This window comes from Acetobacter suratthaniensis, assembly GCF_017377745.1.
GTDB lineage: Bacteria > Pseudomonadota > Alphaproteobacteria > Acetobacterales > Acetobacteraceae > Acetobacter > Acetobacter suratthaniensis.
On record NZ_JAFVMG010000008.1, the window covers coordinates 25,084 to 40,194 of the forward strand.

A 15,111-nucleotide genomic window follows, 5' to 3' on the forward strand; every position below is an offset into this window, starting at 1 on the left:
TCCTCAGACTTTCTCGACATTGACAAGGAAAGCCTTGAACTCGGGCGTTAAGGAGTTCACGTCCCCCATCGCCGGTGTGAGCGTATTGGCCAGAAAGCCCTTGCGGGTCGCCCCCATGAAGCCCCAGTGACAGGGGATACCGACCTGATCAAGCTCCTGCCCCAGCACGTTCAGCCTCTTGAGCCGCTTGGTAACCACAGCCTTGGCCTCGATATAGCCGCGCTTGGAAGAAACCCGCACCATATCACCTGCGGCAATACCCAGCTTGCCCGCAAGGCGGTCGCCAATTTCGACAAACTGCTCAGGCTGCATAATGGCGTTCAGGCGTGAATGCTTTGTCCAATGGCGAAAAAGCTCGGTAACGGAATAGGTTGTCGCCACATACGGGAACTGCGCCGGGCCACCCATGCGCGCCACATCATCGGGAAACATGCGCGCAACCGGGTTGTGCCGCACGGTCTTGCCCAGCGCTGCTCCGGCAATGGGGCTTTCCGTCGGCTCGTAATGTTCGGGGAAAGGCCCATCAATCAACCCCTTGCGGGAAAATATCCTTGCCACACCTTCACTTTGCATAATGAAAGGCCCAACACCGCTCCCCGGTGGTGAGGTGGGTGGATAATCCGCCACATCGGCACCCGTCCAGCGCTCTCCGTTCCACTCAATAATCTGGCGGCGCGGATCCCAAGGCTTACCCTGCGGGTCGAGGGAGGCCCGGTTATACAGCAGACGCCGGTTGGCAGGCCATGCCCACGCCCAGCCCGGCGTATTGCCCAGCCCGGTGTCGGTGTTGTCACGCCGGGCCATCTGGTTGCCCGCCTGCGTCCATGAACCTGCAAAAATCCAGCAATAGCTGCTGGTAGTGCCATCATCTTTCAGAACGGAGAAATCAGGCAGGAGGTCGCCTTTGTGCAGGACAACAGCGCCCGAGGCATCGTGAATATCGGCCAGCGCATAACCATTGGCTTCGCGTGCCACTTCCTCAGCCGTTGGTTCTTCAGGGTCGCGGTAGTTCCACTGCATGTTCAGCACAGGCTCGGGGCATGTGCCGCCTTCCTTGGCGTAGAGGGCGCGCAGCTTGGTAAAGATCGTGCCCAGAATACGCCCGTCACCCCACGCATCGCCCGGCGGTTTCGCTCCGGCAAAGTGCCATTGCAGCCACCGCGCCGAGTTGACGATAGAGCCGTTTTCCTCAGCAAAGCAGGTGGACGGCAGACGGAAAACCTCGGTCTGGATTTCCTCGGGCTTTACGTCGTTATACACACCCTCATTCCGCCAGAAATTGGATGTTTCCGTATCAAGCGGGTCGATGGTGATCAGGAACTTGAGCTTCGAGAGCGCTGCGCGCATCTGGTTCTTGTCCGGCATGGCCGCCAGAGGGTTGAAGCCCTGCGCGATATAGCCGTTAACCTTGCCCTGACCCATCAGGTCAAAATAGGCCAGCATGTCGTAACTGCGGTCCCATTTGGGGAGCCAGTCATAACCCCAGTTATTGGCGGGGGTCGCGTGGTCGCCCCACAGGGTTTTCATCAGACTGACAAAAAACTTGGGCGTATTGCGCCAGTAATTGACCTCGCCCTGTTCATCCGCCTTGGGGGTCGTGTCCTGCAGGTAGCCATCCAGTGTCTGCTGGTTGTCCTTGGGCAGGTTCATGTACCCGGGCAGGCGGGTGGAAAGCAGGCCCAGATCGGTATAGCCCTGAATGTTCGAATGTCCCCGCAGGGCGTTCATGCCGCCACCGGGCATGCCGATATTGCCCAGAAGCATCTGTACAATGGCCGCCGTGCGGATGATCTGCGAACCATTGGTATGGTGTGTCCACCCCAGTGCGAACAGAATGGTGGCCGTGCGGTCTGGCGCACTGGTCGCCGCCAGCGTTTCGCACACATGGAGGAAATCCTTCTCCGGTGTGCCGGTAATCTGCGAGACCAGTTCGGGCGTATAACGGCTGGCGTGTTCACGCAGCAGGTTGATGACGCAGCGCGGGTTTTGCAGCGTGGGGTCTTTTTGCGCATAGCCCTGATCATCCCGCGCGTAATCCCACGAGGCCATATCGTAGCTACGCGTTTTCTCGTCGTAACCAGTAAACAGCCCTTCATGAAACTGAAAATCATCGCGCACGATCAGGGCGGCATTGGTGTACGCAGCAACATAGTCGTGCTGGATTTTGTCGTGTGAGAGCAGGTAGTTTACAACACCCAGCAGGAAGGCGGCATCCGACCCGGCCCTGATCGGCGCGTAAAAATCCGCTACCGCAGCGCTGCGGTTAAAGCGCGGGTCCACCACCATGACATGGGCTGCATTGCGAATTTTGGCTTCCATCACCCATTTGAAGCCCACCGGATGCGCTTCCGCCGGGTTACCGCCCATAATCAGAACGACATTGGCATTCTTGATGTCCACCCAGCTATTGGTCATGGCGCCACGGCCAAGGCTTGACCCCAGCGCGGAAACGGTCGGCCCGTGGCACAGGCGCGCCTGACAGTCGAGGGCTACAATGCCCATTGCACGGGCGAACTTGAAATCAAGCAGCCCCGTTTCATTACTGGCAGCGGAAGATGCCAGCATGCCGGTGCTGACCCAGCGATTGACCCGCTCACCCTTTGCGTTGGTCTGGATAAAGTTTTTGTCGCGATCTTCTTTCAAAAGCCGCGCGATACGGTCAGTTGCTTCATCCCAACTGATCTGCTTCCATTCCTGAGTGCCGGGTGCGCGGTAGGAAGGATATTGCAGGCGGCTTTCACTATGGATGAAATCCACCAGCCCTGCGCCCTTGGGGCAGAGGGAGCCACGGCTTACGGGGTGATCCGGGTCACCCTCGATATGGAAAATGGAGGGTTTGGCGTTCTTGGCGCCATCCCCCAGAGAATACATCAGAATACCGCAGCCGACCGAACAATAGGTGCAGTTGTTACGCGTCTCGCGCGCCCGGAGCAGCTTGTATTGCCGTGTTTCCTGCGCTTGCGCGCGCGGCGGGACAAACCCGAGGGCCATCGCACTGGCACCGGCCACGCATGTGCCAGTGTTCACCAAAAACGCTCTGCGCCCAAGGCTCGTCATAAGGAAATGTCCTGTTATTCTGATCGCTGCACTAGATAATATTTCAAACACGGATGGTTTACTATGTCTTTGATCCCAATCAAGACATCGTGTTCAATAATTTCAAATTTTAAAAATGCCGTCATCTTATCTATATATGATGAATTATAGTGATTAACTTGGTACTATTTACCAATTAAGGCTGAATACTGCCATTTTTCAGCATCCAGCCGCCTAACCCTCGCGTCCAACCAGACGCCGGGCACCACAGAACACAAGTTGCCTGTGCGGCCGGGCAATGGCGATCACAGTCTGGTTCATGCGCTCGGCCAGATGCAGGGCGCGACGGGTCGGGGCTGAAACGGCCACCACCCCTTCCATACCTGCCCGCGCGGTCTTAAGCGCCATTTCAAAGGAATATCGGCTTGTCAGCACGCAAAAACCGGCTGAAGACAGACCACCATCACGCAGCCGAGCGCCTATCAGCTTGTCCAGCGCGTTGTGCCGCCCGATATCCTCGCGGATCAGCAGAATCCGCCCCTGTGCATCGGCCCACGCCGCGCCATGCACCATGCGGGTTGCGGCATTCAGCGTCTGGGCGGCTTCAAGCCCGTGCAGGGCATTGCGCACCGCCTCAGCGGCAATCGGGTTATCCCATGAAAATGGCGTGCATCCGGCATCTTCGGGTGTGGGCACGTCATCACTTCCGCACAGGCCGCAACTCGAATGGCCTGTCTGCGCACGCGGCCTGCGCCGGAGCAGCACGGCTAGTTTATCGCCCGTAATGGCAATATGCAGCGCAAGGCCATCGCCTTCCTCTACAACCTCCACCGCACGGATCTGCCGGGCGCTGTCCACAATCTGCTCTGTCAGGCAGTAGCCAAAGGCAAAATCTGCCAGATCAGCCGGTGTCAGCATCATGGTGCCATGCGGAAAAATACCGTTGAAAACCAGCCTGACCGGAACTTCATCAGCAACATTGAGCGGCATGAGCGTATCCGGAGCATCCAGCGCCGTTACCTCCAACGTCTCAAAAAGAGGCCGCACTGGCTGGATCAGCCCTTCCGCACGGGAGCCTTCATCCATAATGGGGGCCACCCTGTCGCTTGTGCATCATCTCCACCACCCTTTCACGCTCTTGCCCGGTATTGACGTTATGCAGCGCTTCGGGGCTACAGGCTGGCACAATCCGCGTGGCCTCTCCTACCAGAACCCGGCGTGGGCTTACCCCTCCGGCGGCAACCTGCTGGCACAGCAGCGCAAGGGCCGCCGGTTCCCATATCGTACACAAGGGCTCGGGCAGGCCATCATACCCACTCCGAAAAGCCACCGCATGATAATGCGGGCCACGCGCAGCAATCAGCGCATCAAGGCTGGCCCCATCCATCAATGGCATATCGCAGGCCAGAACCAGCCATGCGGCCTCAGGGTAAGCCATATGGGCCGCCACAAGGCCCGCCGTTGGCCCGCACTCATCCAGCGTATCCACAATAATAGGGTATTGCCGCCGCAGCGGGTCATCGCACTGTGCCGCCCGTAGCGAAACAAAGCAGGCAGCAACCCGCGCACTCAGCAGGGTAAACGCCCGGACAAGCTGCGGCTGCCCCGCATAAGACAGGGCTGCCTTATCCGCCCCCATACGCTGGCTCAGCCCACCTGTGAGCACAAGCCCGAAAAGCGACGCATTCTGGCCCTGCACTGGTGAGCATCCGGCGTTCATTGAAGACCCCTCGATTTTCTGAAAACCTTTTATCCGACCATAAGGTCGCCTGCATACCCTTTGCGCCACAAGACAGCGCTTCGGGGCGGCTGACGTTCATTCATTCCTGCACGGAAGAAATGCCGTGCCATCCGCCCCGTTACTCCTGACAGCAGGGAGCGCCTACACAGGGCGCATGCACCATGCGCCTGAAACAGTCAGCGGCTCCGCCCGTTTCAGCCGTATTACCCCCAACGCAGGAACGGATTACGCTTATGCTCGTGGATGGAAAATGGGTTGAAAACTGGCAGCCCGTGCAAAACAAGGATGCAAAAGGTGGGTTTGTGCGCCAGACCTCATCCTTCCGAAACTGGGTGACACCGGATGGACGCCCCGGCCCGACCGGTGAGGGCGGGTTTGCCGCAGAAAAAGGCCGCTACCACCTTTATGTCGCGCTGATCTGCCCCTGGGCTTCACGCACGCTGATCGCACGCAGGCTGAAAGGGTTGCAGGACAGTGTTTCGGTCTGTGTTGTGGAACCTTTCCTGAGCGATCAGGGCTGGCGCTTTGGCACCTATCCCGGTGCCGATCAGGACACGCTCAATGGCGCCACATGGGTGCATGAACTCTACACCCGCGCAGACCCGCATTTTACCGGCCGCGCAACCGTGCCGGTGCTCTGGGACAAAACAACACAGACCATCGTCAATAACGAGTCCGCCGATATTGTCCGTATGTTCAACAGCGGTTTTGGCGCTCTGGCCTCGGCCCAATACAACCTTTACCCCGAAGCCCTGCAACCGCAGATAGACGCCCTGAACACCCCCCTTTACCAGCGCCTCAACAACGGTGTGTACCGCGCCGGGTTTGCTACCACACAGGAAGCCTATGACGAGGCCTTTCTTGATGTCTTTGGCATGCTCGATACGCTCGAAGCCCGACTGGCCGAACACGATGGCTGGCTGATAGGTGATACCCTCACGGAAGCAGATATACGGCTGTTCGTGACACTGGTGCGTTTTGATGCAGCCTATCATGGGCTTTTCAAGTGCAACCGCCAGCGCATTACGGATTACCCTGCCCTGAGCCGCCATCTTGAACGCATGCTTGCCGTGCCCGGCGTTGCGGAAACGGTCAACCTTGATCACATCAAAACCGGATATTACTCGATCAAGGCGCTCAACCCCACCACCATCGTCCCGCTTGGGCCTGATCTGGCATGGGCACGCCACCTCAGCCCGGCGGCACGCGGCAAAGGCCTGCCGTCATGAGCCGTAGCCTTGTCATTCTTCTACACGGCGTTGGTAGTCAGGGCGCTGGCTTTGCCCCTGTTATCCGGCAGTGGAGCGCCCAACGGCCCGACCTTGCTTTGGCCGCCCCTGATGCCCCCTTTGCCTTTGACCGCTCGCCCCTAGGGCGACAGTGGTTCAGCATTCAGGGCGTAACAGACGCCAATCGGGCGGAACGGGTTGCTGCGGCGCGCACGGCTTTTGATACGACCCTGCATGCCGCTCTGGACGATGCGGGTCTGTCCGGCCAGCCGGAACGGGTGGTGCTGGTCGGGTTCTCGCAAGGTGCGATCATGGCGCTGGATGCGGTGGTGTCCGGCCGCTGGCCTGTGGCGGGTGTGGTGGCGTTTTCCGGGCGTCTGGCCTCACCGCTCCCCTATACGCCTGCACTCCAGACCCCGGTGCTGCTGGTTCATGGCGATGCAGACCCCGTCATGCCCGTGGCGGAAGCCCCCCGTGCGGCGCAGGCGCTGGAACAGGCCGGGTTGAGCGTAAAAACCCTTATCCTGCCCGGTGTTGGCCATGCGCTGTCTGCCGATGGCGTTGCACAGGCCGCCACCTTCATTCACACTTGTCTGCCGCCGGCAGCAGCGGAGGTTTTACACTAGGGGCCCTATATGGTTGATCGCATCAGTCTGGATCGTCTGTTTGTCTCCGTTCTCGAAACCGGCAGTTTTGTCGCGGCATCCGAGCGTATGGGGGTCAGCAGCGGTCAGGCGTCAAAAATGCTGTCCCGACTTGAAACCGATCTGGGCGTCCAGCTTATCAAACGCACCACCCGCGCCCTTTCTCCAACAGAAATCGGGCAGGTTTATTACGAGCGTATCAAGGTGCTGCTCGAACAGCGTGATGAACTGGACGCCTCGATACGCAACACTAGCGGCGCCCCTTCCGGTCGCCTGCGCATTACCGCCCCCATGTCGTTCGGCTCTGTCCAGCTCATGCCCGCCCTGCTGGATTTTGCCGAACACTACCCCAGCCTGAAATGCGATGTCAGTTTTTCCGATCATCTGGCGGATCTGGTCGAGGATGGTTTTGACCTTGCCGTGCGGATCGGCCAGCTATCCGACAGCAGCCTGATCGCCCGCAGACTCTGCGAAGCCAGAATTGTTATGGTGGCCTCCCCCGCCTACCTTGAAGCACACGGCATGCCAGCAGCGCCTGAAGAGCTGAGCCAGCACGAGTGTATTATCGACACCAATTTCCGTAACCCTCATAGCTGGCCATTCCGCAATCCGGTCTCAGGCCAGTCCGTCACCATTCCGGTAACAGGGCGGATCACCCTTTCCAATGGCGAGGCCTGCCTGATGGCGGCAGAGCGCGGGCTTGGCATAGCCCTGCTGCCCAGCTTCATCGCTGGGCCAAAGCTGCGTGAGGGCAGGCTGGTTCCCCTGCTACGGGATGCCCAACCGCCCCCTCTGGGCATTCATGCCCTCTACCCACCTGCCCGCCACCTTGCGCTCAAAGTGCGGGTCTTGTCAGATTTTCTGGCCGACTATTTCAGGGGGAAACCAGAATGGGATGAAGGCTGGTAAACAGCAATCCGCATAAACCTTACGCAACCCCCACCATCACATCCGATGCCTTGATAACAGCGTAAGCAGGTGCGCCTTCTGTCAGGGCAAGATCGGCTACGGCTTCATTGGTAATGGACGCCATCAGCACAACCCCACCACTGATTTCGATACTGACATGCGAGGTTGTCGCTCCTTTTTCAATTTTAACCACGGTGCCTTTAATCTGATTACGTGCGCTAAGTTTCATGATCGTCTTCCTTAAAAAATACGGCCCAATACTCTGCCTTGTTAAGAACAAGCTTATTGTATCAGGTTATTTCCTGATAAGGCACCATATTGCCACACCCTACGCACAGGGAAACACAATTTTTGGCTACTCGCTACATCTCTAAGGGGTTAATAGAAAAAACAGAAAATCATTCGCCACAAACAATTTGTTTTACCATTTCCACTCGCACCATTACTATCACCGCTTATTTTGACTGTGGCTTTAACCCGCCAACCGGCTACAATGGAAAGCGCGTGCAACATGAAACTACAGCAGACTGCCTTCATCGCTTTGGCAACTGCCTGCCTTGCCACGCCCCTTTGCGCCGCAAAAACACCAGAACCACTTGATAGCCCTAACCAGCCACGCCTGCATTTCCAGCGTCTTACCCTCAACACAGGCGGTGATACGCCAGAAGTCTGCCTGCGCTTCGACCAGCCTCTGGACAGCGCAGCCGCCCCACAATACGCCGATCACCTGACCCTGACCCCTGGCTTCAAACCCGATGTGCGGGTCAATGATACGGATCTATGCCTTGGAGGGCTGGGCTGGAATACCCGCTACAAGATCGCCCTTTCCCCCGGTCTGCACGACAGGGAAGGCGGAAAGCTGGCGGCACCTGTCAACGTGTCCGTTGCCACTGGCGACCGCATGCCGCAGCTGGCACTCAGCGGAAATGGCTATATCCTGCCACGCCTGACCGCCGCAGGGGTTGATGTGCAGAGCGTCAACATGGATCGTGTCCGCATTGTCGTATGGCGTCTGCCCAAGGCTTCCTCTCTACGTATGAGCGGCACCCCCAATTCCGGCCCACAGATTGATCTGTCGGCCACCACCATGTCCCCGTGGGAATTCCTGTCTTTACATAATTCACAGCTTACCCAGGTCTGGGCGGGTGTGCTGGATGTCAAAAACAACCACAACAAAACCGTTACAACGGCTTTCCCTCTCGCGGGGGTCGTGCAGGGCAAGCAGTCCGGCCTGTATCTTGTCACGGCGGAAAACGCTGCCATACCGGCTGAAAAAAGCATTCTGCTCACCACGATCCAGTCCGATACAAACAATAACGAACTCGCGATGCACTGGGTTAATGTGTCCGATATAGGCCTGTCCGCCATTCAGGGACATGACGGGCTGCACATTTTTGCCCGCTCTCTCGCAACGGCAAAGCTCCTATCAGGCCTCAATGTCGCCCTCATCGCCCAGAATGGCGATGAACTGGGCCACCTCACCACCAACACCGACGGGCAGGCCACGTTTGCCCCCGGCCTGTTGCGCGGGCAGCAGGCTCTGGCCCCTGTCTCTGTCATAGCGCAGGGAGCTGAAGGAGACTTTGCGCTGTTACAGGTCAACCAGTCCTGGTTCGATTTTTCCGATCACGGCTCCGCCGGGCATCCCGCCCCCGGCGCACAGCAGGCGGTTCTGGTTACGGATCGTGGCATTTACCGCCCGGGGGAAACCGTAAACATCACAGCCCTGCTGCGTGACCAGAAAGGCAACGCCCTTTCAAATCAACCGCTTGTTCTTGTCCTGAACCGGCCCGATGGGGTCGAGGTCCAGCGCGTCACCCTGCCTGCACACGCCGGGGGAGGCTTTGTCACCACGGCAGCGCTCACCAGCAGCGCACCACATGGCACATGGGGGCTTTCTGCCTATGCAGACCCGACCTCTCCCCCTATCGGCGGGGCTTCGTTCTCGGTTCAGGACTTTGTGCCGCAGACACTGGAAGTCGGCCTGACAAGCGATGCCAAGACATTCCCTGCAACCGGCGCGCTGGATGTCGAACTCAGCGGACGCTATCTATACGGAGCGCCCGCCACCGGACTACACGGCGAAGGATGGGTCAAAATTGTTGCCGACACCACGCCCCTGCCCGGCCTGAACGATTACACATTTGGCCTGTGCACGCAGACACTCGATGACAACAACCAGAAACTAACCGTGCCTGACACCAACGATCAGGGCCATACTACCCTTTCCGTTGCCCCCGACCTTCCCTCCGGGCAGAACCGCCCCCTACGCGCAGTCATAGAAGCCTCGCTTTTTGAGCCGACAGGCCGCGCCGTTAAACAGACCCTCTCTCTCCCACTGGCCCGCACAGGGCCAGTGATCGGTATCAGCACCCACGACAGCGGCTCAAGCGGCGAAACACAGTCTGTTCCTGCGGATATTGTCACCATAGGGCCGGACAACAAGCCGGTGGCCATCAAGGATCTCGCATGGACTATCGTGCGCGAAAACAGCGTTTACGACTGGATTTACAATAACGGGCTGTGGAGTTTTCATGAGCATGTGATTGATGAGCCAGTTCAGCACGGCACCACCAGCACGCAGGCTGATGGCCGCGCAAAACTGTCTTTGTCTCTTACGCCCGCACGGTATCTGCTGGTCGTCACTGATCCGGCGACAGGCATTTCCAGCTCACGGAAATTCTATGTCGGCTGGTGGTCGGCCGACAACAGCCAGACCAATGCCCCCGACCGCCTGACCGTTACGCCCAAAGAGGCCACCATCGCCCCCAACGGCAGCACATCCGTACATATCGAAGCCCCCTTCGCCGGAAAAGCGCAGATTGTCATTGCAACCGATCATATCGAAAGCATTCGTATGCTCGACATCCCTCAAGGGGGCATTGATATTCCTGTACAGGCAGGAGCCGACTGGCCCGGCGGGGCTTATGTGCTGGCAACTCTCTACCGCCCGCTCGATACTCCCGCACGCCCGCATGAACCCATCCGCGCGGTGGGGCTGGCTTATATCGGCACGGACCAGTCCGCACACCGCCTGTCCGTCTCACTCAAGCCGCCGAGTGTTGTGCGCTCACGCACAAAACTGAACATCCCCGTCACCATCACAGGGGGGCATACAGGCCCGATACACCTGACGCTCGCAGCCGTAGACAAAGGTATTATCGGACTAACAAACTGGAAACAGCCCGATATTTTCAACCTCCTTTACGGCCAGCAGGCACTGGCCATTGATGTAACGGACACCTACACACACCTGCTCACCCCCTCCGGCCTTGCTGGTGCCATCCACGAAGGAGGAGATGGCGGCGGCGATGAAGAAAGTGCACTGGCGGTGACATCAACCCGTGTCGTCTCGCTTTTTTCTGGCGAGATCACGCCTGACGCCAGCGGCCATGCGGTCGTGACATTGGATGTGCCGGATTTTGAAGGTGCGCTAGACCTGATGGCCACCGCATGGCGGGATGATGCCGTCGGGAGCGGACATGCAGAAACCATCGTGCGTGATCCTGTTTTTACTGAAATAACGCTCCCACGCTTTCTTGCGCCGGGCGATACTGCAACCAGTCTTGTGTCCTTGGTCAATACAGAGGCCCCCCCCGGACAATACACCGCCAGCATCAAAGCAGATGGCCCTGTCACACTCACTGGTGCACAGGCGTTTAAGGCTGATTTGGCCAAAGGCGCCCGCAGGAGTTTTCCCACGACATTAAGCGCACAGGCACCCGGTATCGCGCATATTACCGCAACCCTGCATGATGGCAGTGGCCATACTCTCCTGACCCGCTCGTGGGATATACAGGTCCGTGCAGGCCATCTGCCCATGACACGCTCATTGATCCGCCAACAGGCACCTGGAGAGTCCTATACACTCCCCCCCAATCTTCTGGCGGATTTCGAACCCGGCGCAACCCTGACCCTCAGCTATACCGGCCTGAATGGGGTGGACACCATAGGGCTTTTGCAATCCTTGCAGGATATTTCATGGGGGTCATCAGAAAGCCTTGCCTCAACAGCACGTGCCCTGCTGTCCTTCAAAGGGCATGAGCATCTGGGGGCAACACTGGTCGAAGGGGGGGCGGATCAGTTTATCCGCAATGCCATAACAACCCTGCTCAACCGGGAGGATGCAGGGGGCCGCATTGGCGACTGGCGCCTGTATGATGGCGATACCCTGCCGTGGACACAGATCTATCTGGTTGATTTTCTCAGCCGCGCCAAAGCCGCAGGCTACGCCGTACCCCAACCTGCTCTCAACCGCGCACTGGACTGGCTCGATACGCAACAGGTGCAGGCCAATATCTCGACGGCTGATACTGATAACGACAACACGATAACCCCCGATACCCGTGCCTATGCGCTTTATGTGCTGGCACGGGCTGGACGCCCTGATGCCCCGGCCCTGCGCGCTCTGTACGACACTATCAACATCTTTGGTGGTCGTGATCAAAAGCGCAGCCTGTTCTGGGGATCAGACGCGGCCAACGCCACAAAAGCGGATGCCCTAGCACTGGGCCACCTGGCAGGCGGGCTGATGCTGACCAACCAGCACACAGCAGGCCATGAGGTGTTTACCCTTGCGCGCGAAGCCCTTGTTCCCCCCAAAATCAAGCAGCCCTACCCGTTTGACCCGGCCTACTGGATTTATGTCCGTGACCTGACAGGGCTGGCGGCAGTCGCAGCCGAAAGCGGCGATACGACACTGGCACAACATCTGGTAGACCGCTTCGCCACACTGGCTCCCAACCCAGCCGACCTGCTTGAGCAAAGCAAGGTCAACCTGCTGGAAACCGCCAGCGCGCTCAATCATGAAAGTGCCGGGCGGGCTATTGCCGTCAATGGTAAGCGCCTACCCGAACCGCTCAACCTGCCTGTGGCCTTCACACCCAGTCCGACCGAACGACACGGATATACCCTGACCAATGCTGGCTCTACCCCACTCTGGCTCTCAATCACGACCAACGGCGCCCCCAAGAACGCTGCAAAACCCGTCTCAAACGGGTTTACGCTGACTGTCTCCACCCTGAACATGGATGGCCAGCCGATTGATCCGAACGACCTGCGCCAGAACGACCGTTTTGTGGTGCTGATCAACGGCACGGTAAAAGACCGCTACCCGCACCAATGTGTCATAACCGACATGCTGCCCGCAGGCTGGGAAATTGAAGGCCCACTCAAAGGGCGTTCTGAAAACAGCGACGATGATGACACCGCGCTGCCCTTCCTTGGATCCACCACACCTGCACGGTCCATTTCTGTTGGAGATGACCGTTTTATCGCCGCCTTCAATATCGACACAAACAACGTGCAGGAAAGCATCGATACGGATGGGCCAAATCCTCATGCCCTACCTGCTGGTGCCTTCCGCTTTGCCTATAGCGTGCGCGCTGTAACCCCCGGCCATTTCCTGCGCCCTGAAACCGTGGTGCAGGACCTCTACCAGCCCACCAAGACCGCCCGTACCGCTGCAGGAACAACAACCATCGCCCCACGATGACCCTTCCTGACAACGCTCCCAAGCGCTCCCCATCATGGGTCCGTCTGACCCTGATGGGGGGGATTGCCTGCCTTCTGGGCTGTATTCTGGCCCTGACACTCGATCGCCTGTTTCCACCGGATCTGCACCGCGCTCATGCACAGGCTCTTGTGCTCTATGATACCACGCACACCCTGTTTGACGGGCGCGTCAGCACGGACGGCAGCTGGCGGCTGGCCACACACCACACGGCGGTGGATGCAGCCTATCTGACCCTGCTGCTCAAAACCGAAGACCGGCGTTTCTGGTGGCATCCGGGAGTGGACCCTTTTTCCATCCTGCGGGCCGCCGGGCAGCTTGCGCTCCGCGGGCATATCGTTTCAGGCGGCTCCACGCTGGCCATGCAGACAGCCCGGCTCCTTACCCCCCACCGCCACACATGGCGCGGCAAAATTCAGGATGCCTTGCGCGCCCTCCAACTGGAGTGGCGTTACGGCCATGCAGGCGTACTCGATCTGTACCTAGGCCTTGCTCCTGAAGGAGGGAGCATAGAAGGCATTACCGCAGGCTCATTATTCTGGTTCGGCCATGAACCCGCCCATCTGAATAGGGCAGAAGCCGCCCTGCTGGTCGCACTACCCAGACGCCCCACCGCCTTGCGGCCAGACCGCCACCCGCAGGCCGCACGACAGGCAACAGCCCTTGTGCTGGCCCGCACGGGAGCCGCCCCCCCTAACACTCTGGCATGGCATATCGGTACCGCGCATCCTCCGCATCAGGCCCCCTCGCTGTTAGCGTATCTGTGGCGCACGGGCGCACGCGGCCCTGTCAGAACCAGCCTTGAACACACGACACAGGAAACCGTGCTGCGTATCCTGCGAACAACCCCACCGCCACGCTCAGGGGGCTGGGCAGCGCTGGTCCTACGCCCCGATAGCAGCGTTGCCGCATGGGTGGGCAATGCGGGCAATACCTGTCCGGGCTGTGCAATGGATATGGTCATGGCGGTCCGCTCACCGGGCTCAACATTAAAACCCTTTATCTACGGATTGGCCTTCCAGCAGGGTGTTCTGGCCCCCGATACGCTCCTGCATGACAGCGCCGCACGGTTTGCAAACTATACCCCCCGCAATTACGACCGCACCTTCCACGGCACCGCCACCGTACGCACAGCGCTCCAGCAGTCTTACAACCTACCCGCCGTGCAAGCGCTCGACCTGATCGGGGCGCGTTACTTTATTGCCACCCTGCATGATAACGGTGTTGACCTGCGCCTACCTAAAGGGGCCACCCCCAGCCTTGCTCTGGCCCTTGGTGGGGCGGGCATACGCATGTTTGATCTGGCACGGCTCTATAACGCGCTAGCACATGATGGCTTCAGCACGCCTCCCACTATTTTATGGCCCGCCCCCAGCAGCCAGCCGTCACGCCTGTTCAGCAGCGCGGTGGCACGGCAGGTTCTTGGCATCCTGCGCGGTACGCCTTTGCCCAATGCCGCACACAGCGATGCTGAACGCTCCATTGCCTTCAAAACCGGCACATCTTACGGGCAGAGAGACGCATGGGCCGCAGGCATACAATCTGGTTGGGTCGTCATTGTCTGGGCGGGCAGGCCAGATGGCGCTTCCAGCCCCGGTATAACCGGACTGCATGTTGCAGCTCCCGTCATGGTACGGATCATGGACACGCTGCCCACCACACCTTCAGGCATCGGTATCCCCCTGCCCGCCCTTGCACCACTGGCTCCTTCTCTTCAGGTTCTGCCCGAACAGCGGGAACCACACGTCATCTCACCACCAAACGGGGCCGTGATTGAAAGCTTTGGGCAGGATGGCACCGTTACTCCCATCGGGCTGGAAGCAGCAGGGGGAACACAGCCCTATCGCTGGATGATCAATAACAAACCGCTGGCAACCCTGCCCGGTCTGGCCCCTTCATGGCAGCCAGACGGGCCGGGTTTTAGCCATATCGCAGTCATTGACGCACAGGGGCATGCAACCTCTGTCACCATACAGGTGCGCTAAACTCAGGACTCATTTTTTAACAGGAAAAATGAAACATGCCGCGGTGTGAATCGCG

9 protein-coding genes are annotated in these 15,111 nt (G+C 59.0%); 5 read left to right on the forward strand and 4 right to left on the reverse strand.

Annotated features, from left to right (window positions below):
• Positions 1 to 3: 3 nt before the first annotated feature.
• The 3 genes from fdnG to J2D75_RS08770 all read right to left on the reverse strand — a co-directional run bounded on the left by fdnG (position 4) and on the right by J2D75_RS08770 (position 4,756).
• Entirely contained in the window at positions 4 to 3,057 is a 3,054-nt protein-coding gene (gene fdnG / locus J2D75_RS08760) for a formate dehydrogenase-N subunit alpha (RefSeq protein ID WP_207854405.1), read from the reverse strand.
• 213 nt (positions 3,058 to 3,270) lie between these two features.
• Positions 3,271 to 4,122 (reverse strand): formate dehydrogenase accessory sulfurtransferase FdhD, encoded by an 852-nt coding sequence (fdhD, locus tag J2D75_RS08765; protein ID WP_243428629.1) that lies wholly within the window; start codon positions 4,120 to 4,122, stop codon positions 3,271 to 3,273.
• Positions 4,115 to 4,756: an NTP transferase domain-containing protein gene (locus tag J2D75_RS08770; RefSeq protein WP_207854406.1), complete on the reverse strand. Its 642-nt coding sequence runs from the start codon at positions 4,754 to 4,756 to the stop codon at positions 4,115 to 4,117. The genes fdhD and J2D75_RS08770 overlap by 8 nt, the downstream gene beginning before the upstream one ends.
• Before the next feature lie 182 nt (positions 4,757 to 4,938).
• Here J2D75_RS08770 and J2D75_RS08775 point away from each other — a divergent pair, with 182 nt between their 5' ends.
• The 3 genes from J2D75_RS08775 to J2D75_RS08785 are packed head-to-tail and all read left to right on the forward strand — an operon-like array spanning position 4,939 to position 7,559.
• Entirely contained in the window at positions 4,939 to 6,006 is a 1,068-nt protein-coding gene (locus tag J2D75_RS08775) for a glutathione S-transferase family protein (RefSeq protein WP_243428630.1), read from the forward strand.
• Positions 6,003 to 6,632, forward strand: a complete 630-nt coding sequence (locus J2D75_RS08780; RefSeq protein WP_207854407.1) for an alpha/beta hydrolase — start codon at positions 6,003 to 6,005, stop codon at positions 6,630 to 6,632. Before J2D75_RS08775 ends, J2D75_RS08780 begins: the two co-directional genes overlap by 4 nt.
• Positions 6,633 to 6,641: 9 nt before the next feature.
• A complete protein-coding gene (locus J2D75_RS08785) occupies positions 6,642 to 7,559 on the forward strand; it encodes a LysR family transcriptional regulator (protein WP_207854408.1) in 918 nt (305 codons plus the stop codon).
• A 19-nt stretch (positions 7,560 to 7,578) separates the two neighbouring features.
• Here the strand turns inward: J2D75_RS08785 and J2D75_RS08790 are convergent, their stop codons facing one another.
• Positions 7,579 to 7,788, reverse strand: a complete 210-nt coding sequence (locus J2D75_RS08790; RefSeq protein ID WP_207854409.1) for a TOBE domain-containing protein — start codon at positions 7,786 to 7,788, stop codon at positions 7,579 to 7,581.
• Between the two features lie 282 nt (positions 7,789 to 8,070).
• On the opposite strand from J2D75_RS08790, the gene J2D75_RS08795 reads away from it, so the two are divergent.
• On the forward strand, positions 8,071 to 13,053 hold the full coding sequence (locus J2D75_RS08795) for an alpha-2-macroglobulin family protein (RefSeq protein WP_207854410.1): 4,983 nt from the start codon (positions 8,071 to 8,073) through the stop codon (positions 13,051 to 13,053).
• Positions 13,050 to 15,056 (forward strand): penicillin-binding protein 1C, encoded by a 2,007-nt coding sequence (gene pbpC / locus J2D75_RS08800; RefSeq protein WP_207854411.1) that lies wholly within the window; start codon positions 13,050 to 13,052, stop codon positions 15,054 to 15,056. Before J2D75_RS08795 ends, pbpC begins: the two co-directional genes overlap by 4 nt.
• Positions 15,057 to 15,111 lie beyond the last annotated feature (55 nt).